Origin of the sequence: Vibrio sp. D431a (genome assembly GCF_030248655.1) — a bacterium.
GTDB lineage: Bacteria > Pseudomonadota > Gammaproteobacteria > Enterobacterales > Vibrionaceae > Vibrio > Vibrio alginolyticus.
The window spans coordinates 96,598-116,140 of the sequence record NZ_JAHGAP010000003.1; the positions used below are offsets into that span (position 1 = coordinate 96,598).

19 protein-coding genes and 10 tRNA genes are annotated in these 19,543 nt (G+C 40.3%); 17 read left to right on the top strand and 12 right to left on the bottom strand.

The features are described from left to right. Positions 1-15 precede the first annotated feature (15 nt). Both lepB (KJB35_RS04735) and lepB (KJB35_RS04740) read right to left on the bottom strand, forming a co-directional pair. Positions 16-822 (bottom strand): signal peptidase I, encoded by an 807-nt coding sequence (lepB, locus tag KJB35_RS04735; RefSeq protein WP_285469363.1) that lies wholly within the window; start codon positions 820-822, stop codon positions 16-18. Positions 823-846: 24 nt separating this feature from the next. Beyond that, positions 847-1,428 (bottom strand): signal peptidase I, encoded by a 582-nt coding sequence (gene lepB / locus KJB35_RS04740; protein ID WP_285469364.1) that lies wholly within the window; start codon positions 1,426-1,428, stop codon positions 847-849. Positions 1,429-1,594: 166 nt separating this feature from the next. On the opposite strand from lepB (KJB35_RS04740), the gene KJB35_RS04745 reads away from it, so the two are divergent. Together KJB35_RS04745 and KJB35_RS04750 are read left to right on the top strand one after the other, a co-directional pair. Beyond that, the gene (locus tag KJB35_RS04745) at positions 1,595-2,467 is read left to right on the top strand and encodes a hypothetical protein (protein ID WP_285469365.1); all 873 of its coding nucleotides are present in this window, start codon (positions 1,595-1,597) and stop codon (positions 2,465-2,467) included. Continuing rightward, the gene (locus KJB35_RS04750) at positions 2,468-3,058 is read left to right on the top strand and encodes a thymidine kinase (RefSeq protein WP_285469366.1); all 591 of its coding nucleotides are present in this window, start codon (positions 2,468-2,470) and stop codon (positions 3,056-3,058) included. 516 nt (positions 3,059-3,574) lie between these two features. Here KJB35_RS04750 and KJB35_RS04755 read toward each other — a convergent pair. Beyond that, a complete protein-coding gene (locus KJB35_RS04755) occupies positions 3,575-4,270 on the bottom strand; it encodes a hypothetical protein (protein WP_285469367.1) in 696 nt (231 codons plus the stop codon). A gap of 460 nt (positions 4,271-4,730) precedes the next feature. Between KJB35_RS04755 and KJB35_RS04760 the strand changes: the two genes are divergently transcribed. The 13 genes from KJB35_RS04760 (at position 4,731) to KJB35_RS04820 (ending at position 9,695) form a co-directional block, all read left to right on the top strand. After that, positions 4,731-4,815 (top strand) — tRNA-Tyr (locus tag KJB35_RS04760). A gap of 1 nt (position 4,816) precedes the next feature. Further along, a tRNA-Gln gene (locus KJB35_RS04765) sits at positions 4,817-4,891 on the top strand. Positions 4,892-4,897: 6 nt separating this feature from the next. Next, positions 4,898-4,988, top strand: a tRNA-Ser gene (locus KJB35_RS04770). A gap of 35 nt (positions 4,989-5,023) precedes the next feature. Next, positions 5,024-5,110: transfer RNA gene (locus KJB35_RS04775), tRNA-Leu, on the top strand. 4 nt (positions 5,111-5,114) lie between these two features. Beyond that, positions 5,115-5,191 (top strand) — tRNA-Pro (locus KJB35_RS04780). A gap of 7 nt (positions 5,192-5,198) precedes the next feature. After that, positions 5,199-5,275: transfer RNA gene (locus tag KJB35_RS04785), tRNA-Trp, on the top strand. Positions 5,276-5,281: 6 nt separating this feature from the next. After that, a tRNA-Ser gene (locus KJB35_RS04790) sits at positions 5,282-5,372 on the top strand. 14 nt (positions 5,373-5,386) lie between these two features. Then, positions 5,387-5,462, top strand: a tRNA-Ala gene (locus KJB35_RS04795). Positions 5,463-5,476: 14 nt separating this feature from the next. Next, a tRNA-Ser gene (locus tag KJB35_RS04800) sits at positions 5,477-5,564 on the top strand. A gap of 1 nt (position 5,565) precedes the next feature. After that, positions 5,566-5,640: transfer RNA gene (locus tag KJB35_RS04805), tRNA-Gln, on the top strand. Positions 5,641-6,424: 784 nt separating this feature from the next. Next, complete coding sequence (locus tag KJB35_RS04810; RefSeq protein ID WP_285469368.1) at positions 6,425-7,231, top strand: hypothetical protein; 807 nt, start codon at positions 6,425-6,427, stop codon at positions 7,229-7,231. A 93-nt stretch (positions 7,232-7,324) separates the two neighbouring features. Further along, complete coding sequence (locus KJB35_RS04815; RefSeq protein ID WP_285469369.1) at positions 7,325-8,581, top strand: hypothetical protein; 1,257 nt, start codon at positions 7,325-7,327, stop codon at positions 8,579-8,581. A 337-nt stretch (positions 8,582-8,918) separates the two neighbouring features. Then, the gene (locus tag KJB35_RS04820) at positions 8,919-9,695 is read left to right on the top strand and encodes a hypothetical protein (protein ID WP_285469370.1); all 777 of its coding nucleotides are present in this window, start codon (positions 8,919-8,921) and stop codon (positions 9,693-9,695) included. A 78-nt stretch (positions 9,696-9,773) separates the two neighbouring features. Here the strand turns inward: KJB35_RS04820 and KJB35_RS04825 are convergent, their stop codons facing one another. The 7 genes from KJB35_RS04825 to KJB35_RS04855 all read right to left on the bottom strand — a co-directional run bounded on the left by KJB35_RS04825 (position 9,774) and on the right by KJB35_RS04855 (position 16,301). Continuing rightward, positions 9,774-10,199: a hypothetical protein gene (locus tag KJB35_RS04825; RefSeq protein WP_285469371.1), complete on the bottom strand. Its 426-nt coding sequence runs from the start codon at positions 10,197-10,199 to the stop codon at positions 9,774-9,776. 157 nt (positions 10,200-10,356) lie between these two features. After that, positions 10,357-11,100, bottom strand: coding sequence for a hypothetical protein (locus tag KJB35_RS04830; protein ID WP_285469372.1), 744 nt, complete (start codon positions 11,098-11,100; stop codon positions 10,357-10,359). A gap of 264 nt (positions 11,101-11,364) precedes the next feature. Continuing rightward, positions 11,365-12,024: a hypothetical protein gene (locus KJB35_RS04835; protein ID WP_285469373.1), complete on the bottom strand. Its 660-nt coding sequence runs from the start codon at positions 12,022-12,024 to the stop codon at positions 11,365-11,367. Between the two features lie 29 nt (positions 12,025-12,053). After that, a complete protein-coding gene (locus tag KJB35_RS04840) occupies positions 12,054-13,088 on the bottom strand; it encodes a hypothetical protein (protein WP_285469374.1) in 1,035 nt (344 codons plus the stop codon). A 77-nt stretch (positions 13,089-13,165) separates the two neighbouring features. Then, positions 13,166-13,654: a hypothetical protein gene (locus KJB35_RS04845; protein WP_285469375.1), complete on the bottom strand. Its 489-nt coding sequence runs from the start codon at positions 13,652-13,654 to the stop codon at positions 13,166-13,168. Positions 13,655-13,664: 10 nt separating this feature from the next. Beyond that, the gene (locus KJB35_RS04850) at positions 13,665-15,479 is read right to left on the bottom strand and encodes a long-chain fatty acid--CoA ligase (protein WP_285469376.1); all 1,815 of its coding nucleotides are present in this window, start codon (positions 15,477-15,479) and stop codon (positions 13,665-13,667) included. A 117-nt stretch (positions 15,480-15,596) separates the two neighbouring features. Continuing rightward, entirely contained in the window at positions 15,597-16,301 is a 705-nt protein-coding gene (locus tag KJB35_RS04855) for a helix-turn-helix domain-containing protein (protein ID WP_285469377.1), read from the bottom strand. Positions 16,302-17,043: 742 nt separating this feature from the next. On the opposite strand from KJB35_RS04855, the gene KJB35_RS04860 reads away from it, so the two are divergent. Continuing rightward, positions 17,044-17,280 carry a hypothetical protein gene (locus KJB35_RS04860; protein WP_285469378.1) on the top strand — a complete coding sequence of 79 codons (237 nt, stop codon included), beginning with the start codon at positions 17,044-17,046 and terminating at the stop codon, positions 17,278-17,280. 36 nt (positions 17,281-17,316) lie between these two features. Here the strand turns inward: KJB35_RS04860 and KJB35_RS04865 are convergent, their stop codons facing one another. Then, a complete protein-coding gene (locus KJB35_RS04865) occupies positions 17,317-17,826 on the bottom strand; it encodes a hypothetical protein (RefSeq protein ID WP_285469379.1) in 510 nt (169 codons plus the stop codon). A 66-nt stretch (positions 17,827-17,892) separates the two neighbouring features. Between KJB35_RS04865 and KJB35_RS04870 the strand changes: the two genes are divergently transcribed. Continuing rightward, the gene (locus KJB35_RS04870) at positions 17,893-18,573 is read left to right on the top strand and encodes a hypothetical protein (RefSeq protein ID WP_285469380.1); all 681 of its coding nucleotides are present in this window, start codon (positions 17,893-17,895) and stop codon (positions 18,571-18,573) included. 61 nt (positions 18,574-18,634) lie between these two features. On the opposite strand, the gene galU is transcribed toward KJB35_RS04870, so the two are convergent. Next, entirely contained in the window at positions 18,635-19,540 is a 906-nt protein-coding gene (galU, locus tag KJB35_RS04875; protein WP_285469381.1) for a UTP--glucose-1-phosphate uridylyltransferase GalU, read from the bottom strand. Positions 19,541-19,543: the final 3 nt, after the last annotated feature.

The following is a 19,543-nucleotide window of genomic DNA, read 5'->3' on the forward strand; positions in this document are numbered from 1 at the left end:
CTCAATCAAAGCACACTAAATACATTTAGTGTCCATAGGCACTCGACCTGAAGTTTCATAAACGCTGCAACCAACTCGCTCCAATGTCATTTTTGAAGGGTTAAGCTGACCAATAACTGTAATGGCTTTACCCATTAGATTCTTAAGTGGCACGTAACCTATCTCAGAGAATCTTGAGTCGTATGAATTGTCGCGGTTATCGCCCATTAAAAATACATGCCCTTCCGGAACCGTCCATGAGCCTTCACGCCAACCCGCTGATTCAGTTACTTGACCTTTCTTGTATTGAACAAAATAGGACTTACCTTCAAGTTCTTCTTTAAAAACAACATAACCGCTAAGAGTGTCAACCATACCTTTTCGAATGAGGTTACCATTAACGTATAACTTGGTTCCCACCAAAGTGACAGTGTCACCCGATATACCAATAACGCGCTTAATTAAAGTTCGATTACGCCCAGCTAAATATGACTTATAAGTGACAACGTCACCCCTATTTGGCGACGAGATTGATGTTAAGTGCTCTTTCGTGAATGGGATGCGTAAAGAGTATGCCGAATTGTTCATAAGAACCCAATCTCCAATTACAAGAGACGTCGACATACTGCCGCTTGGAATGCGAACCCATGTAACAAGCATTGATTTGACTAGTAACACAATACACAAAGTAACGACAAAACCATGACCAAACCAAGGCTTTGATGTGTCCATTAACTTGACTAGTTTTGCCCCCTCTTTATTGATCGCCTTTTGCTTCTTCAAGCCTTCGCTTGGTGCAAAATAATCGATAAGAGAGTGCTTTAGCTTTCCAAAAAATGTCATTACTTATATGTACCACTACATTGTTTATAGAATCAGCTCACCAATTAGCTGATCTAATTTTATGTTTCCGATTGGATCGTACCTTGAATCGATACTATCTAAACGATTGTCTCCAAGAACAAAAAGCTCATCTTCTTTGACCAACCATTTGCCTGTTTGCCAAGGTAAATACACCCTTGAAGCTTGACCTAGAGAGATGGCATAAGATTCCCCTCCTAGGCTCTCTAAAAGCTGACCCGATGTCGACAACTCTGTTACAACAGTGCCGTTAACTTTAAGCACACGGCCATCAAACTCCACAGAGTCACCCGGAAGACCAACAACCCTTTTTGTCATGCGCCCTGATGCTACACCTGACTCATTTCTAAAGACAACCACATCACCCCTTTCTGGGGTGGATATATCAGTCAAATGGCTTTGAGTAAAGGGAACCCTTACTGAATAGGCCAGCTGATTAACAACAACCCACTGATTCTTGCTAAGTGCCGGATACATACTATTACCAGACACAACTGTAAAACTCAAAATTGAGCATTTAAAAACGACCAGCATCAACAAAACCAACACATCAGTCTTCTTGAACCAAGCCTGTTTGTGAAACACCATAAAACCTAACCCTTAATCATAAACCGCCACCACAGCGATAGACCTTTGTATTCTGCCACTTACACACTTCATGTCAAGTGTTTTTGAAAACACATCATACTGCTACTTGTATGCTTCAGCAAAAATTCCTAAGTTTTCCTCAGAAAATCAACCGAAGAGACCTAGTATGAATCATTTATCCTTTCTTAACCCTTCGAAAATGACAGAGATTTACGGAGAAAGACACAAAGAGTATTTTGAATACTTCTGCATCAAATCTAAAGAATTCATTCAAAATAAGGTAATTGCTCCTTCTCAGAAAGCATCCTCATTATCAGAAATGATGCTTTCTTATCAAAACATGGTTCCAACTGCATTTGTTCTTGATTTTATGGGGAATTGCGAACTCAAACTCATGCACAAGTACTTAGAGTTTATTTTTGATTTATCTGTCTCCCCTATAGTTGCAGCAAGCAAGCTAATAGAAGACTACCCTACTATATCTCCAGCAATTACAAGCATTGCTGGTGGTGCCGCAGATAGTGATGTGTCATTTATTGCTTCCGATATAATAGCTACTAGATACCTAATTTTTCGCCACCCTATCGTAAGTAAAGATGTTGAATGTACTAACACTAAAGTTGTCAATTCAGATGAATTTGATTTTTCAGTGGAAACCTCACACTACGAATTGTCCATATGTACACTAAGAAGATGTAGACTAGACTCAGAAATCTATCACTTCATTTCATCAATTGATGAAGAGATGGGGTTAACCACCTTCTACATTCTTGAATCGGCGAACTTGATTTCGAATCAAGACGGTATTGGAGCAAAAAATCTACATTTTGTGGTATTACTATCCGAAGAGCTTCAGCCTCTTTACGAAACCCCCGAAAACAAACAGCTACAACGTGTAATTAGTGCGACTCAGGCAATTGCTTCTGGCAAAATAAAGGCATCCAACAAAACAGCTACAATTTTAGACAAGTTAACGAGAACAAAGAACAAAAAACCTTTGTTCAAAAAACTCAAACAAACTCAAGATAGGTTCAAATAAATGGCAAAGTTGTACTTTACTTGCTCATCAATGAATAGTGGAAAGTCAACCACACTACTTCAAAACGCTTTCAACTACGAAGAGCGCGGTATGGACGTCATGATCTTCAACTTCCATGGTGATACTCGCATGGGTTCTGGCACTGTGAACTCAAGGATCGGAATCAGCGCACCTGCAAATTTATACTCGCCAGAAACAAACATTTTCAATGTCGTAAAAGCCGAACAAAAATCTATCAAGTGCATTTTTGTAGATGAAGCACAATTTTTAACCAAAGAACAAGTTTGGCAGCTTAGCGACGTAGTTGATAAACTCGAAATCCCTGTTTTAACTTTTGGACTTAGAACTGACTTCCAAGGTGAACCATTTGAGGGAAGCAAATATCTTCTTTCATGGGCTGATGAGATCAGAGAACTTCGCGGTATTTGTTTCTGCGGCAAAAAAGCGACCTTTGTCCTAAGGAAAGACTCGCAAGGAAATGTTGTTACAGATGGAGATCAAATCTCTATTGGTGGCGAGGAGCAATACGTCAGCGTTTGTCGTAGGCACTATAAACAAGCTATGGATGATGCTAGAAACGAAATCAAGTAGTCCTGCAATAACCAAAGACAAAGAACCTAAAGCATACGCCTCCCTTGGGCAGATCTACTACAGTGCAGGTGTAGCTCTCTCAAGTGGAGATATGGAACAAGTTCAAATGGAATTAAAGAAGATCAGACAGGCTTGTTTAAAGGTTGAACCCAACCTTAAGTGCATTCGGTAGTAAGCAATAACGCAAAACACCCCTGTGAAAGGGGTGTTTAAGTACAAAACAAAACAAAGTACAAAGGTTCTTAGCAGGTTCGACACTCTGCTTAATTAAAGAATAAGAACTTAATGCATCTTGTTGCAATAACTTATTTAAAATTTCTTCAATAAATCCATTAATGAAGTAATAAACCTTTAAGTGGATCACATTAAGAGCTAATTTTAGAAATAGAATTCACAATAAATGTAGCATTATTGGCAACGAAAAAGACCTCCACATGGGAGGTCTTTATCTTGTGTTGTTATGTCCATCTTTATTGCAGACTTAGGCAAACCAGATAGATGTTCATAATACACTGCTTATTCGTTTTTTAAAACCACAGTAGGTGCCAAATCCCAGTATTTTTTCAATTTTCCCCAGCACTCGTAAAATCCATAACCTACTTCTGTTTTGTAATTCTGAGTATTCAACCGCACTGACCACTCAACCTGTCCATCACGAATCACACCAACTTCAGTTTTTACTTCAAGCCGATAACCAAAGAAACCTCCTCGACCAGATTCTACCCCTATATCTGGATAACCGCCCTTCTGTCCTTCTGCTTTCATTTGGCCTGCCACTCCATTAGACCTTAGTCCGCCATTTGGAACAGCAAACATTAGATCATACATTTCCGGAAGTTCTATTTTAGCCTTTAAAAACAATGCAACTTGCAGAAAATGTTCTTGCTTCCCTTTGTATATGCTTGGGTTTTTTGCAAGACCAACGAACGCTGCTACATGTGGGCATTTGGCTTTCGATTTTGTCGCTACGCAGTATAAAACATCTGAATTTTTATAAACTATCTCCTGAAGCCAAGCAGGTAAATCATCTGTTCCTTCATTACTTAAAGAATGTTTCTTTGCTACCGACTTACCTTTAGACGGGTTAGGGTTAGTGCTTTTGACTAGACTACAACTCGGTTCGTTTCCATTTAATTTTGCAAGAGCCATTCTATTTTGTTCTGTGGGATTTTTTTCTAAAAATTTTTGAAGTTTTTGGGAATCTATTCTCATACCAACCAAGCCTTAATGCTACAAATTCGGGGCGGTTGTGATTTTATTGAAATATCGCTATATTTTAAAGGTAATTAATAAAAATCAATTTTCAGAAAAAGATGATTAGTATCTCTCTACACCAACAACTTCAACAAGCAGCTCCGTGGCAATCGGCGTCTGCTTATTCGTCGTACCCGCAACTAAACTAGTCATCTGAGCAACTTTCCTCAGATGAATGAGGAAAGAAGAGCCAGCCAAGTGATAAAAATCCAAAGTAGCTAACTCGAACCTTTCCTCAGGGAATAGGTTTTTTTATGCCATTTATTTGGCAGGAACCCTTACACCCAAAACAAACATAAGCCACTGTTTTTAAAAGAATTATTTTTTTATTTTTTTTGATTTTAGGGTTGACGAGCAATAAAAACTCATCTTATAGTGTTAACAGAACGAGGCAATGAGCTTCTTCTTGAAAAAATGTGGTGAAGTTCCCGAGCGGCCAAAGGGATCAGACTGTAAATCTGACGGCTCTGCCTTCGCAAGTTCGAATCTTGCCTTCACCACCATAGGGGTATCGCCAAGCGGTAAGGCAGTGGCTTTTGATGTCACCATCCGCAAGTTCGAATCTTGCTACCCCTTCCATATTTAGGCGAGTTGGCTGAGTGGCTGAAGGCAGCGGTCTTGAAAACCGTCAGGTGTTAATAGCGCCTCTAGAGTTCGAATCTCTAACTCGCCGCCATTACAACAAGTATCAATCTTGAATTGATACAAAGTGCGGATATGCTGGAATTGGTAGACAGGCAACGTTGAGGTCGTTGTGCTCGTAAGAGCGTGAGAGTTCAAGTCTCTCTATCCGCACCATTCTCGGTGAATAGCGCAGCTTGGTAGCGCGTCTAGTTTGGGACTAGATGGTCGGGGGTTCAAATCCCTCTTCACCGACCATAAATGTATAGGTGTAGCTCCAATTGGTAGAGCGGCGGATTCCAAATCCGACGGTTGGGGGTTCAAATCCCTCCACCTGTGCCATATTTAGGCGAGTTGGCTGAGTGGCTGAAGGCAGCGGTCTTGAAAACCGTCAGGTGTTAATAGCGCCTCTAGAGTTCGAATCTCTAACTCGCCGCCATACATAAGATGAATGGGGTTATAGCTCAGTTGGGAGAGCGCTTCGCTGGCAGCGAAGAGGTCATCGGTTCGACCCCGATTAACTCCACCATTTGATTTTTAAAAGGTGAGATGTCCGAGTGGCTGAAGGAGCAAATTTGGAAGGTTTGTATATGGCAACGTATCGAGAGTTCGAATCTCTCTCTCACCGCCATAGGGGTATCGCCAAGTGGTAAGGCAGTGGCTTTTGATGCCACCATCCGCAAGTTCGAATCTTGCTACCCCTTCCATTAACTTGTTGTGAATTACTAGCTTTTCATAACGAGGATAGAAATCCAAGCTAGTGACATAGTTCTCAACGGAACGGTGGAGGCAATATCAACCGCTTACGCGGGAGCCTTAGAAGCTTTATGTCGGTGACTTGTTAGTGGAACAGCAACTTTCTGAGAATCCGTTAAAAACCACGCAGTGCGTGGTTTTTTGTTTTTTCACAAAGAACATTACTCCCACTGAAGGTTGAGATGGTGATTCGAAAAGAAGCTCTTATAGTAGGCACTCTAAGAAACCTTCTCTATCAACCTTTCGCAATTTGTTCTTGCAACCATCATGTGACGACTTAACCTTTTGTGAGAAGTTTGCTCAATAAACTTCTGACATGCCTGTATTATCGAACGAACATCTTTCTTGTGAAAGTAAATCCTTTTTACGACGCATTTTGAAAACGCTACATGTTTAGGGCTCGATAGAGATAGCTCTTCCATGACGTACACACCAAAGACTTCACCATGCTCTTCGAGATCTAAAAGTGTTCGGTGAACATTCGTCTCTGGTCTGTTTAATTTTCTAGCCAACCATTTAACGGATTTACCGCTAGATGAGGCTTCTAGTAATTTTAATAGCCCCATTCTATTCTTTGTAATTCGGAAACTCACAGTTAACTGGTCTTGTGTTTATGTTTGTTTTTCGATTGTACCACAATTTTCCCTACTCAAAAATTAACCATCTTTCCAACCTATCCATCGGTTCCAATATTATGTAACTTTAATAATATTTAACTCATATAGAGCATTAAGAATGAAAAAACTTCTACTCGGAGTTGTAATGCTATCACCATTAGCGCAAGCATCTCCAACCCCTTCTCCTTTTGACAGCACGCATAACACTGAGTTTTCAGATTCGCTTTTTAAGGGTGACTATAAAGCTTTATCGTTGTGTAAAGTTTTATCGGCAGAACGTCATAAAGAAAAATTTTTGCAAATTTCCAAAAGTCTTGCCTCAATTGACCCATATTATTTTGACAACCTTGCAAACTTCGACCTAAGAGGAAGGCAGTTTAGTCAATTAGAAGAAAGTGACCTTGATGAGTTTAGGCTGCTTTGTAATAAGTTTGCAGATGCATCGGAACATATGACTAACGAAGATCTCGCAAAAAACATGTTTACGTCTAAACAGTTTTTAGTTTCAACATCTTTTGCTCTTCTTATACAGGAGTTAAAACTACAAAACAGATTAGGTGAAGCGAGATCAACAATAGATACATTCGCAGACTTTGACATCCCACACGCAAAGATCATGAAGGCGGGATTTCTTCTGGAAGACGGCAAAATTGAAGAAGCAACTGAACTTGCCAAGAACGTTGCCTCAGACGGGCTAGCAATAGCTCATATTACGCTTTCAGCAATTTATGATGAACAAGGCTTAAAAGACAAAGCTTACGCATGGTTATATGTTGGTCTAAACGGGGTCGTGAGAGCTCACTCTAAGCTTTTTGATAGGCTCGCAGAGCTTGATTCGCAGTTGTCAGAAGAAGAGCGTATTCATGCCATGTTGTTGAAAGATGAAATTGAGAAAAAGTATCCAGTCAAAAAAATTGTTCATTAGCTGATTCTCGCAACACCAAAACACTGTAATTATTGACAGGCAAAACAATCATGGCAGACTAATGTGCGTTTGTAAGATTCGAGACGCACATAAATGAGCAACCCTAAAAGCATTGACCTTTCTAATTTTAGCGAAACCAAGCCCGATGGTGCCCACTATTGGAAGGCTATTCAAAACTCAATCAACAACCTTCTTTCTGATGAGCATGAAAAGGGTTTCCAAAATTTGCCTCACCCGAAACGATTAGAAGCAGAAAAACTGTTAGTACCCTCATATCTATCACCTGAACATATTGGTGGCTCTAAACGTGGTGACCTATCAACATTATTAAATATGAGCTATATGTTTTTCAAAGGCTCCTTTTTTGATGTTGACGCGTACACAACCATAACTCTCAACAGATTCCCTTACATAAACGACATGCTTAATTCGCACGGCGTAGATCCTCATAACGTCTTGGTTGCGAATTACATTGAGCATTACCACCATTTCCATAATGACCCAATAGTTGAATACACAGATGGCTTGATAGGTTTATTAAACCAAACATCTCTTAGTGGAATAGACAAGATCCCTGTTCGCTTATTAAGAAGCCCATACAAGAGCATGTACCTTGATTTCAGAAATGCTCCCCAACTGCCAACACTAGACGACCAGAAGATTTGTGGTGCTTATGTTTACGAAACAAGCGCACACCCAAAGGATCTAGGTGACGCATACATGGAATACATGCGCACTGAACCATCTCTTAAGCGTCTATCGGACTCTGGGAACCTAGATGACAGCGAAGAGCTAGTATGCCTCAGCATTTTACTCATTGCTTATCCTGAGGGTATTAAGACCATTGACGATGGCTGTTACAGAACTACATTCAGCTTTATGTTCAACGCCAATGCAGATGACGACATCAGCATTGGTGACATCGTAACAGGACATACTGGAGGCATGACTTCCGAAGAAGATTTTAACTTCACTGAGATGAATGAACCTCTCGGGTTGGTCTTCAATTCATTGCTTTACATGAATAGTACCGAAAACGAAAGAAAGGTGTTCAAAGAAGGCACTGAACTAGCGATCAAAACCAAGCAAATCAAGAATCCCAAGAAACTCAGAAAGATGGAAAGGCAGATTCTTGAGACATATGACTTTGTTAGAATTGGTAAAACATACAATCTTGAGGGAGTTTACAGTCGCACATCTGGTGGGTGGAAAGTCTCACCTCACATTAGACGCGGTCACTTCAGGAAACAAAGGTACGGCAAAGACCGATCATTAACACGCGTTCAGTGGATAATGCCTACAGCTATTGGTGGCGACGGCACCACACCTTCACGAGTTAAAGTTCAATAACACTCACAGGGTCGTGTACACGACCCTGCCTACCACACCTACACACCCAAGCATAAAGTGTTGTTTTTTATACACAATACCCACAAACACACACAACACACCCTCCCTATTACGTGTTAAAATACAAATCAGCACATAAAGCAATTTCAGGAACTAACTCTTTACGCACACCACAGTTTGTATGTTCAGATTTCACACTAACTTCTGTGTGCGGCAACACATTAGAACAACTCACATTACAGCATCTTTACCACACACTTTAGAAACAACCACCAGCATCAAAAGTGACAACGTAACGATAAATCACTCATAATCATGAATTAATGGAGAAAACTAATTGTTTAGAAAAACTCTGGCAACTCTCGTTTTAACGCTATTCTTCGTCTTAGCTTCAATCGCGATAGTCATAGCAAAATCCAATCACCAGATTCAAGATGAACTGCAACACAAAATGGGTGCAATAAGCCAAAAATCACCTGTAGATATCATGTCCTTCCTTGGCACGCAGAGTGATAACGCCAAGGTCTCAATTCTGTTTGAAGCCAAAGATCATACAAAAATCTTCATTGCGCACACCATCGATGACAGTATTTACCCATTTCGAGAAATGCTAGACCAGAACTTCACTACTAGCCTTAGGGAATCCAGCATCATCTCTGACGCAGAAAAGATTGCAACTCACGTCATAGACGCAAAGATTGAGGATTTTGATGGCAATACAGAGAGAATGAAGGAACTTAAGACGGAGCTATCAAAGTATGTGAATGGTGAGATTTCTACAGAAAATGAAGATGGAATGAGAGAAGCCTTCTTTTACACAATGATGTTATCCACCCCAATGATCGACTTTAGTGCAGGAATTATCGCCCTAATGTTCATCAAGACAGGAGTCAGTGCAATCAGGTTTTTTAAAGAAGGTTCTGAGCGCAACACCATTCAACTTCCGCTATATGGTTTGATTTGCCTTGTACTTACCATGGCTCTATCAAAGACAGTATACGCAACATCTTCCATTGAGATAGTTAAGACATGCTTGTGTGCAGGGTTACTTTCTACTTTACTTTCGAGCAGGTGTATTGAAGCGGTTCTATCACACTTAAGTAAGAAAGAATAAAGAACGAGAAACACGCCTTAGCATTCACACTCACCACAGTCATGGTACAATTGTGACTGTGGTTTTACTCGTGTAGGTTTAACCCGCCCTGTGTGCTTTTATCGCCTCTTCCACATCCATGTAAGAATGCTCATGGTTGGCAAGCTTAAAAACCGCGTTAAACAAGTCAAAGAAATCTAAAAATCTGTAGTGCCCTTGTTGCTTCTCATCTTCATCCCATGAGTCGCGAAAGCCTTCCTTTCCATAAGTATCCTTTAACAGGCCATACAAGGCAATCAGGCTGTCTTTATCACGAATCTTCATAGCAACCATCCTGCGTACAGAGACAGCCTCTTGTATTTCGTTATAGAGAGATTCATACCCTTCTTCTTCAATCTTGGCTTGTAGATTGTTAATCTTGAGCTTCAGCGCATTAATGTAGAATGAAGGAGCAAAGTGAGCCCACCAGACAGTTTTATCAACACACTTCTGATGCAAACTTAGAAGTTCAGACCTCCGGCTCATGGCAACTTCAGCATTGCGATGCTCTATGGATCTTAGGATGCAAGACGCTTGATTATACTTGGTAAACAGAGAATTAATCTTTTCTAGACACACGATTATAAACCACACATTAATAAAAATAGTGTGCGCATATTGCAAATACACACACTAGAAAACACTACACACTATACGAATACACGTCTTCATCATCATCAAATGGACACTCTATTGGTTCATCATTCATATCGAACCATTGTCGAGTAGAGTTATCTAAGGAACCAAACTTGAATGTCTCAATTAGATACCCGTCACAATCGTCAGGCTTTGGTTGATGAAACAGACCCTCATTTTTGAGCTCAGGAACGACTGTAGTGGGTTCAAAAACTCCGTTCGCCAATTTATACCAATGAATCCTTTCAGTTTGTGCTCCACACACTAAATCAATTGAAATGTAACACTGGTCTTCCTTCACAAGTTCCTGATTAAATCCCACATCGAATGTTTCTGGATAGGAGTTAATGGCAGCAACAGCCTCTTCCTCCGAATTGTACGCAGCCGCACAACAAGAAGATTCTACATCGTAAAAAATGAGACTATCTTTAGCGGCACTACAGTACCCTTTGTTTTTTCTTTGAGGAGATCTAAACACTCGAACAAAGTAGACTCCAAGGCTTACACTTTCCCCAACATCAAGTTGAGTTCTAATCCGAGGAATCGAACAACGATAAAACTCTTGGAAAACAACTTCATTGTCACATAAATCAATATCCAAGCTACGGCTTCCGACATCAATTGAAGCGCGATCCACAGCAACACATTTGAAGTACGACTTAATCTGGTACTCACCAAGCTGATTGAACTCGCCTAGCTGAGCCTCTGCTTTTCCTACATTTAGCTTCTTTCCTATAAGTGGAAACTTCATTACACGACATCCTTACGATTTGCCAACCAATGAAAGTAATCACTCGTACCTCTCAAAGCCCAAATAACTGCCTTTGCAACTATTAGACAGACAGATGCTGTAAGGAAGGCACTAACAAAGTGAAATAGAGTTACGTCTAAGACGTTAAAAAAACTATCGATAGCCATATTCAAAATTTTAGTAAAGGACACTTTTAGTGTCCGTACACATCCCATTGGATAGTAAAAAGGGAGATTTAAAACAATCTCCCTACTTCAAAGGCAGTTAGCCAAGAGTTACGCAAGAAAGTCTCTTGTCTAAATCAGACATCTCTTCTGAAGACGGGTTGCCATCAAGGTCTAATACGCGCCCTGAGATTTGTCGCGGATATAAACCTAGTGAAAGAACCTCCTCGCGAATAGAGACTGGGTCATAATCTAGAGCGTCTACAGATTCGCAAAATAAACCACTGGAACCGAACTCTCTTTCAACCTCTTCTTTCTTCGAGTCTGGAAGGGGCATATACGACCCATCTTCTCTATCACCTTCCCATTCGTACCATGAACGCGCAATGTGGCTGCCGTCTTTGTACTCATCAATGGTAACTATGTCGTAGCACATTTCATGTATGTCACATGCATTATTCAGAACGGCTGTTCTTGCTTCACCTTCGTAAAGGTAGTGTCCCACATGACGAAAAGACTTGGACTTCACTTCATTGTTAGAATGTACACCTACAACTTCAAAATCCTTGCGTTCATGGGTTGTTATTACAAATAAGGGCTGACCTTCGATTACTTCTTTTATGTCAGCATCATAAACCTTGATATCACATGATGTGTCATACAGACGATAAACACTTCTGTAAAAACCTTTTTTCATGTATTTCTTAGGCGTATATTCCTCTGCACTCTGAAACGCTTTAAGCACAACTTGTACGTTCATATGATCCTATTTTTCTGTGAATTAGCGCGTCAGTCTACATCGATTGGATACTGTCTTTTTGCTTCCCTGTAATACTCAGAATCACTCATCGCAACAGTATGCTCCAAAATGGTAGAGCCATGGCGACCACAATATCTTAATAGGCGGTCGTTAATCACTTTTGTCCAGTTAAGAACTAACGGGCTAGAATTAATGTAATCTTCCAACCTAGTATGCATATCCTCTCTTTGACTAGCCGAGGATTTGGCATTGTCACAAAATGCCAATGACATACGGGGTGAATCGCTTGTTTTGTCAGCGTGGAACAACATGCTGAAGTACACTTCCTCTTGGAGGATGGACTTAAACAGCTCGAAGAAGCCTATGAATTCATAAAGAGAATCTTTTGAACGATCTTCTTGAGGAATTGATAGGGTTTCGTAGACATTGAGATATATGGTGTCATCTTTATGAGATACCAACTTTTTAATCTCATTTTTTACGCGTTGCTTTGTGTGGGCACCGTTAAACAAAACACCTGAAAAAATTGCAGGAGATCTCCAACAGTACTTTCCATAAAAGCTTAATCTGTCGAAGAGATCTTTAGCCTTGTTGCTATCTGATAGAATACAAAAGACACCATCGTTCAACATAGACGCCTCTAAAGCTTGCAGAAACGTCGCATCACAACCTGTAGATTTACCTTGGCACTCGCCTAAAGGAATAACCCCTTCTTCAGGATATTCAGTAAAGTACATCAAATAGCGATAATGCCACAAAATATTGGTATCATCCAGAACTCCTTTATTGCCACTTACAAAAGATACTTCTGTTTCTAATTCGTCTTCATAAGGGTTTTTGCCTGTTTCTGGATCATTTTCCACATCTAGAAATGGAACCCCATGCAACTGACAAATCTGCATTAAGTCGCTACCAGAAAATGACGAGTACTCAAATGTTACCTGTAACTCAACATCCATGGACATTTCAGACATCTTTGCCTGATCAACAGGAAGACCTGTAGCCAAAGCAAACTCTGATAGTTCACCAATTGTCATTGGTATTGGCGAGGAAGAATTCGACATAAATTTACCTTTGATGCTGGCGGATGTTTTAAGCCAGTTAATTGCGATTTGGCCTGAAGTGTCTGCACTTCGTTTTCTTAAGGCTCATTAGAATTACTAGTGTCTTTCTGATACCTGATTGAGTTGCTTTCTAGTGCAGTAAGAATTCTTTCGCGCCTATACTCTGCCGAAATGCTAGCTTTGATAGAATCCCTTTTGCCATGTACATAGAAAGCGTCTGCGGGGCAACCTGAGGACACACCTCTCTCATCTTTCCCTAACTCAACAAAGTAATAACTAAACGAACTAGGCTTACCAGAAGCAACCACGTCATTGATCAACAAAGACATTCGTGAACCCTTTGGCAAGGTGCAGTCAGAAATAAGCTTCCATTTACCGCTTCGATCGAATGGCAGAAGACTATAGTAACTGCCATTCAGTCCAGAAAACTCAATTGTTGATACATCAAGCCTATTGTTATCCTCAAAAAGGTATTGATTGACATAAGGAAACCAAGCCAGTGAAGTGCCAACCACAAAAATTGCAGCCAAAACAGAACCTGTAAAAAAATTTACTGACTTGAACATCAAACTTCCCTTAATTGAAGCACTTCTCACCATACATTTCTTGTATTTGAGCGGCGTATGTACTTTCGATTACTTTGCGTCTCAACTTCATTGTCGGTGTTAACTCACCTCTAGACATGCAGAACTCTCTTGGAAGCAGCTTAAAAGCTTTGACCTGCTCAAAATGCGCAAGGTGCTTCTGTACTTCATTTAGCTTGGTTCTAATGAGAGCTTGAATTTCCGCACTCTCAAGAAGGTCAGTGCGGGACTTCCATCTGATACCCAATTCTCTAGCACACTGCTCTAAAGAATCATACGCAGGAACGATCAGCGCAGAAACAAACTTCTTACAGTCAGCGACTACAGCAACCTGCTCAAAAAGTGGTTCTTGAATTAAAGCCCCCTCTACTTGCTGAGGAGCAATGTACTTACCATTAGATGTTTTCATTAGCTCTTTGATGCGCTCAGTCAAAACAACCTTGCCGTCAACTAGGGCTCCAGCATCCCCAGTCTTAAACCAACCATCATCAGTAAAGACTTCATCTGTAGCTTCTGGTTTATTGAAGTAACCTTTCATGACAGTGTCACCTTTTACAAGAATCTCATTGTTACCATCATTGGAAAGCTTAACCTCAACACCACTCAGAATTGAACCTACAGTACCCAGTTCCATTTCAGAACTCGTGTAGCAAGATATTGTCGCTGTCGTTTCAGTCATTCCGTAGCCATATGCTATTGGCAAGCCTATCGACTGAAAAAATAAATTTACTTCATCTGATAGTTTTGCGCCGGAACATGGCAGCATTTCAGCCATTGGAAATAGCTTTTTCTTGATCTTACTTAAGACCAAAAACGATGCCAGTTTGTGTTTAAAAGATAACCACTTGGACTCAACACCTGTACTCTGTTTTGACTTTGCCCATGACGAGCCGACGTCCAACGCCCATTTGAACAATAGCCTCTTGTGTTTAGGTGCAACCATAACCTTATTGCAGATAGTCGTGTACATCTTCTCGTAAACTCTTGGCACTGCACACATAACGGTGGGACTAAACCACGAAAGAGCCTTTTGTAAAGAGTTAGGATTATCTAAGTAGGTGTTTCTACCACCACGATACAAAACATAGAATGTCCACGCTCTCTCAAACACATGGCTTAAAGGTAACAGTGCCAAGGAATCTAGTTTTATCTTAGCCCCTAAATGGAGATCGTGATTCTTAAACTGACTCAAAAAGTTCCCATGACTCAGCATTACACCTTTTGGCTCGCCTGTAGTACCAGAGGTATAGATAAGAGTAGCTAAGCTATCTCTACATGTTGCCCCTCTTCTTCGGTACATTTCTGCCATGTCGATGTACGAATTAGCATACTTTTCTACGACAGAATCATAGAGAGCGATTTCTGAGAGTTCACTGGTCGACAAATGTGACGAGAGATTTACTGAATCAAGACCAATTACATGATCAACCACACCATCGGCTTTTAGCTCCAATGCCACTTTTGCTTGTTCATGCTGCCCGACAATTAAAATTCGGGCATCTGAGTCTCGAAGAATGTACTCCGTCTGCTCTTTTGTACTTGTTGTGTAAATAGGGACAACCACACCATTTAAAGCAAGCACAGCAAAATCAGAAATCGTCCACTCAGGAAGATTACATGACATCAGAGCAACCGAATTACCGCTCTTATGACCAATATCAATAAGGTACTGGCTTAACGCTTTAACGTCATTGTCGACGCCTTTCCAAGACCATTCAACCCATTGTCCCGCCCTCATCGAGCGCAAAGCTATCTTTTCTGGTGTTAGACCAACATTCGATTCTAGTATATCAAGTAAGTTCTGCATGATTTATGTACATTTAGAGGAACTTAAAAGCACGTTCCTGACATTTTCGTTTAGAACATGTTATTTCCTAGAGCCAAACATGTACACCAAGATGCAGATGAAAAACAACTAGTCGGATCAGTCTTCTGAGTTATATGTACGCTTATTGCGTTCACCCTGAACGAATGAACCTCTTAGCATGACCAAGAAAGCTGACTCTTTTGATTCAAATTTATGCAATAAATCAATTTCATGCTGACTTCTGAAGTAGCAAACTGAGCCGCGTTGCTCAAATTCAACTGTATAACCATTATGGTCATCTTTAACCATAGTGTATGTGAACAAGCTACCATCTAATTCTAGAGCTGCTCTAGCATCAGCAAATGTCAGAATGCTTTTTAGATCTACAATTTTGACCTTATTGTCAGCCTTGCCATCGTCTAGGTTTAGGAATTCTAAATTTAAGAAATAGGTATTTGGGCGAGCCGTAGCTGAATCACCCTTGTCGTACGCCAACCATCCTTTGTCGATAATTATCAACATGTTACGAACAACAGTAGATCGGTGGAGGGATGCTCTTTTCGCAATTGTCTTGTATGAAGGATAGCATCGACCTTCGCCATCCATCCAGTAATGCAGAGTCATCAAAATTAAACGCTGGGTGTGAGTTAAATCAGAATCGTGCAACGCTTCATGTAAGGGCTTAAGGAGATCAAATTGTGTTCTAGGCTTTTGTTCGCAAGATGGCTTTTTGCCATTAGTGCGATTCGCCTTGCCCCCACCATGGCTAAGAGTATTTTTACCTACTCTACCTCGGTTGTTGCTGCGCTTCTGGTTATGCATAGTTAACTCACTATCTAAGACCCCTCCAGTAGTAATTTTTTTATTTGAGCGGAGGAGTACAACGTTTTAATTTTGATTATTTTCCGAGCACATTCCCGTAGAAATAATGCCACAGTGACGCGCAGCATATCCAACCTTGACATTGCGATCAACAGCCACTCGAAAATTTTTACTGATCAGGAATTGAGTTTCACCTCTAAGTCATTGATTTATCAGTATTTTAATCAGCTATGATTTTGAAAGTATAAACCAAATAAATATTCGCAAAAAACATAGAGCGACTAGGTGGTCGTCCTATTCAAAATATCTAGTCGTTAAGCAAGAATTTCCTAGTCGTTGACCCCGAAAGAAACAAACCATTCAGATCAAATTAATTAAACAAACCGCTAAGCGCTCAGCTTGTGATCTTTTTGATCATTAATTGTAGTAAAACCAGATATTTCAGATCACATTTACGAAACATAAATACAGGTGATTCTATTGTTTTTGAAAACAGAAATATCCCCACTAAGTATGAAACTTATAACCTAGTCGCTCATAATCCCTCCCTAGTCTTGCTGAATCATAGATCTAGTCGCAGGATGTTATAAAACCTAGTCGTAGGTTAAGAAAGAAACAAACTAACTAAAAAACCAATAGAATAAATTCCGCCATTGGCGGCTTTTTTTTGGATTTTTCATTTTCTTAAGAGAAGAAATTTTGAAGTGATGTATATTTTAGTTAGACTTAACTAAAAACGAACATGAACATTCTTATTGAATATCTTGAAGAGGGTGACGTTGAAGCTGAAGCTCTTGGTAAGATTTGTGAACGCCTTCAGGAAAACGGCAAAGACGAAGAAGACATCAAAGACATTCTTCTTAGCTTCATTGAAGCAGGCAACCTTGATTCAGATAACGAAGACATCCTTCTAGATCAGATACAATCTCTAGATGGCTTTGACGTATATAGATTCTCAGCATCAGACGAAGAAGAGTAGAAGCGATTAACCACGCTCACGAAATGGCGTGGTTATTTAGTAATAATACCCTTTCCAACTTTCATGAAAGACTACGTTTCTTGGAACTTGTATATCCTTGGTAAAGAGCTCGAACATAAAATCTGCTGAATAGCCATTCAGATTACGATCAAATCGCCTGTAAGGAACAATAAACCACTTTTCTGGCATCGAAAGAGCAACTTCGTATAACTCAACTATATTCGTGCGAATTTGCGTTGATGAAATACTGCGAAATCCCGTCCTTGAATAGGTAATACCCGTTTGTTTTTCGTAGAAGTTTTTAGATAAATTCTTTGTCGGAAGAAGGTAAGACTTTCCGGAAAGCCCTCTACCTTGCCTTTGTATAGCCCCCCAATAGGTTTTTGCAATCAACGCAAGACCAGCACCATGCCACCCAGTTGGGTTAGAACCAACAACCAGAATACAGTTTTCATGTTTTTTTGGGTCAGGCTTAGAAATCTCTTCTCCACTCCAATACTTAAAATTTTTAGGCATTACATTTTTTGAATTTTTGGTTTTTTTCACTGTATCTTTATTATACTACATCCTTCAAAATTCAAACAGTAAATCATTTGCAATCAAACACTTAAAATGGTTTTATTTCAACAACAAACTAACTCAACAGAAAAAAAACTATCCACAAACACATCTTTAAATTACTCCCTAGAGTTAACTAACAACTCATTTTCAACCCGGGTCGATTTTCATAAAAAACAAATTGTGGTATCAATACTAAAATTAATTCACTTTGAGGGGACTGTTTTGTATTTGAAGTCTGAAAAAGCCTATGCGTTCCTTTTCACCTCTGCTTTACTGATTGGACTAATATGTATACTGGTGTTTGTTTATGATGGCGGCATCTTACGAGCAACCAGCAAAACAACGGCTGTACTAGACCCCAATTCTTCCTCGATAAGACCAATCGAGATATTCTGCCCAAACAAAGACACCTTGATATCAATTAGAACCGAAGAGTCTTTAGGAGCTGAAAAGGGAAAAACAACATTGCTTTTCACCGATGTGAAGGTTGAATGTCATGAAACAACCCTTGAGAGACGTGTAAAACACTCCTCAGACGCCCCTGACGGGTTTCTGGATGATAACTTGTTACTTACTGACATTAGGTTAGTACAACGCCCTGACGGGCTTTATGAGGCGACCATCATGAGCATAAAAAGCCCAGATGATCCTGCGAGTTTCGTTTACGATGTGGTCAAAACGTTCGTTACGCCATTCTTAGTGGCGGATGACCAAAAAAATTCCGTTCAGTGAAATTGACCTCAAAAATGAGATCATAAAAAAAGGGTCGCTCAGCGACCCTCTCTTAAATAGGTTAAGCAACCTTTATATTTGCAGTTAGCATTCCACTATCACACAAGAACGAAGAGACCTCGCCACCAATTGAGCCGTGACGAATTGCGTACTCAATAAACGCCTTGGCATAACCGATCTTCGAACCGCAATCGTGGCTGCGTCCTGAAAGAACATGAGCCTCAACATCAGAATCCACCATAAATTCCTTGATAGCGTCGGTAAGTTGGATTTCCCCACCAGCACCAACACCTGTGTTAGCTAAGCGCGACCATATACCTTTATCGAAGATGTAACGACCAACAACAGCCAAGTTTGAAGGTGCTGACTCAATTGACGGCTTCTCAACGATACCTGTCATCTTAACACTTTCACCTGAACCAATTTTAGCCCCATCTAGATCGACAATTCCGTACTGCGGGATAAGATCTCGATTTACTGACTCAACCATAACTTGGCTTGTGCCAGTTTGTTCAAATCTTGCTTTCATGGCCGCGAGGTTTTCTGTAGTTAAGTCGGCGTCATACTCATCTATCAGTACATCCGGAAGAACAACTGCAAAGTCGTCGTCACCGATCATTGGTTTTGCACATAACACCGCGTGCCCCAAACCTTTAGCTTCACCTTGGCGAACGTGCATGATTGTGACATCGGCTGGACAGATTGAACGCACCTCTTCAAGAAGTTCGTTTTTCACTCTGTTTTCCAATGTCGTCTCAAGCTCAAAACTAGTATCAAAATGATTTTCGATAGAGTTCTTGCTTGAATGTGTAACTAGAACAATTTCTTTAATCCCAGAAGCTACAATTTCCGAAACCACATATTGGATTAGTGGTTTATCAACAATCGGTAGCATCTCTTTTGGGATTGCTTTCGTGGCAGGCAACATGCGAGTGCCTAGACCAGCAACTGGCACAACAGCTTTCATGGA

Bases quoted from the DNA above. Each gene is read 5' to 3' on its own strand.
- lepB (WP_285469363.1), bottom strand. From the start codon at position 822: ATGACATTTTTTGGAAAGCTAAAGCACTCTCTTATCGATTATTTTGCA.
- lepB (WP_285469364.1), bottom strand. From the start codon at position 1,428: ATGGTGTTTCACAAACAGGCTTGGTTCAAGAAGACTGATGTGTTGGTT.
- KJB35_RS04745 (WP_285469365.1), top strand. From the start codon at position 1,595: ATGAATCATTTATCCTTTCTTAACCCTTCGAAAATGACAGAGATTTAC.
- KJB35_RS04750 (WP_285469366.1), top strand. From the start codon at position 2,468: ATGGCAAAGTTGTACTTTACTTGCTCATCAATGAATAGTGGAAAGTCA.
- KJB35_RS04755 (WP_285469367.1), bottom strand. From the start codon at position 4,270: ATGAGAATAGATTCCCAAAAACTTCAAAAATTTTTAGAAAAAAATCCC.
- KJB35_RS04810 (WP_285469368.1), top strand. From the start codon at position 6,425: ATGAAAAAACTTCTACTCGGAGTTGTAATGCTATCACCATTAGCGCAA.
- KJB35_RS04815 (WP_285469369.1), top strand. From the start codon at position 7,325: ATGAGCAACCCTAAAAGCATTGACCTTTCTAATTTTAGCGAAACCAAG.
- KJB35_RS04825 (WP_285469371.1), bottom strand. From the start codon at position 10,199: ATGAGCCGGAGGTCTGAACTTCTAAGTTTGCATCAGAAGTGTGTTGAT.
- KJB35_RS04830 (WP_285469372.1), bottom strand. From the start codon at position 11,100: ATGAAGTTTCCACTTATAGGAAAGAAGCTAAATGTAGGAAAAGCAGAG.
- KJB35_RS04835 (WP_285469373.1), bottom strand. From the start codon at position 12,024: ATGAACGTACAAGTTGTGCTTAAAGCGTTTCAGAGTGCAGAGGAATAT.
- KJB35_RS04840 (WP_285469374.1), bottom strand. From the start codon at position 13,088: ATGTCGAATTCTTCCTCGCCAATACCAATGACAATTGGTGAACTATCA.
- KJB35_RS04845 (WP_285469375.1), bottom strand. From the start codon at position 13,654: ATGTTCAAGTCAGTAAATTTTTTTACAGGTTCTGTTTTGGCTGCAATT.
- KJB35_RS04850 (WP_285469376.1), bottom strand. From the start codon at position 15,479: ATGCAGAACTTACTTGATATACTAGAATCGAATGTTGGTCTAACACCA.
- KJB35_RS04855 (WP_285469377.1), bottom strand. From the start codon at position 16,301: ATGCATAACCAGAAGCGCAGCAACAACCGAGGTAGAGTAGGTAAAAAT.
- KJB35_RS04860 (WP_285469378.1), top strand. From the start codon at position 17,044: ATGAACATTCTTATTGAATATCTTGAAGAGGGTGACGTTGAAGCTGAA.
- KJB35_RS04870 (WP_285469380.1), top strand. From the start codon at position 17,893: ATGGTTTTATTTCAACAACAAACTAACTCAACAGAAAAAAAACTATCC.
- galU (WP_285469381.1), bottom strand. From the start codon at position 19,540: ATGAAAGCTGTTGTGCCAGTTGCTGGTCTAGGCACTCGCATGTTGCCT.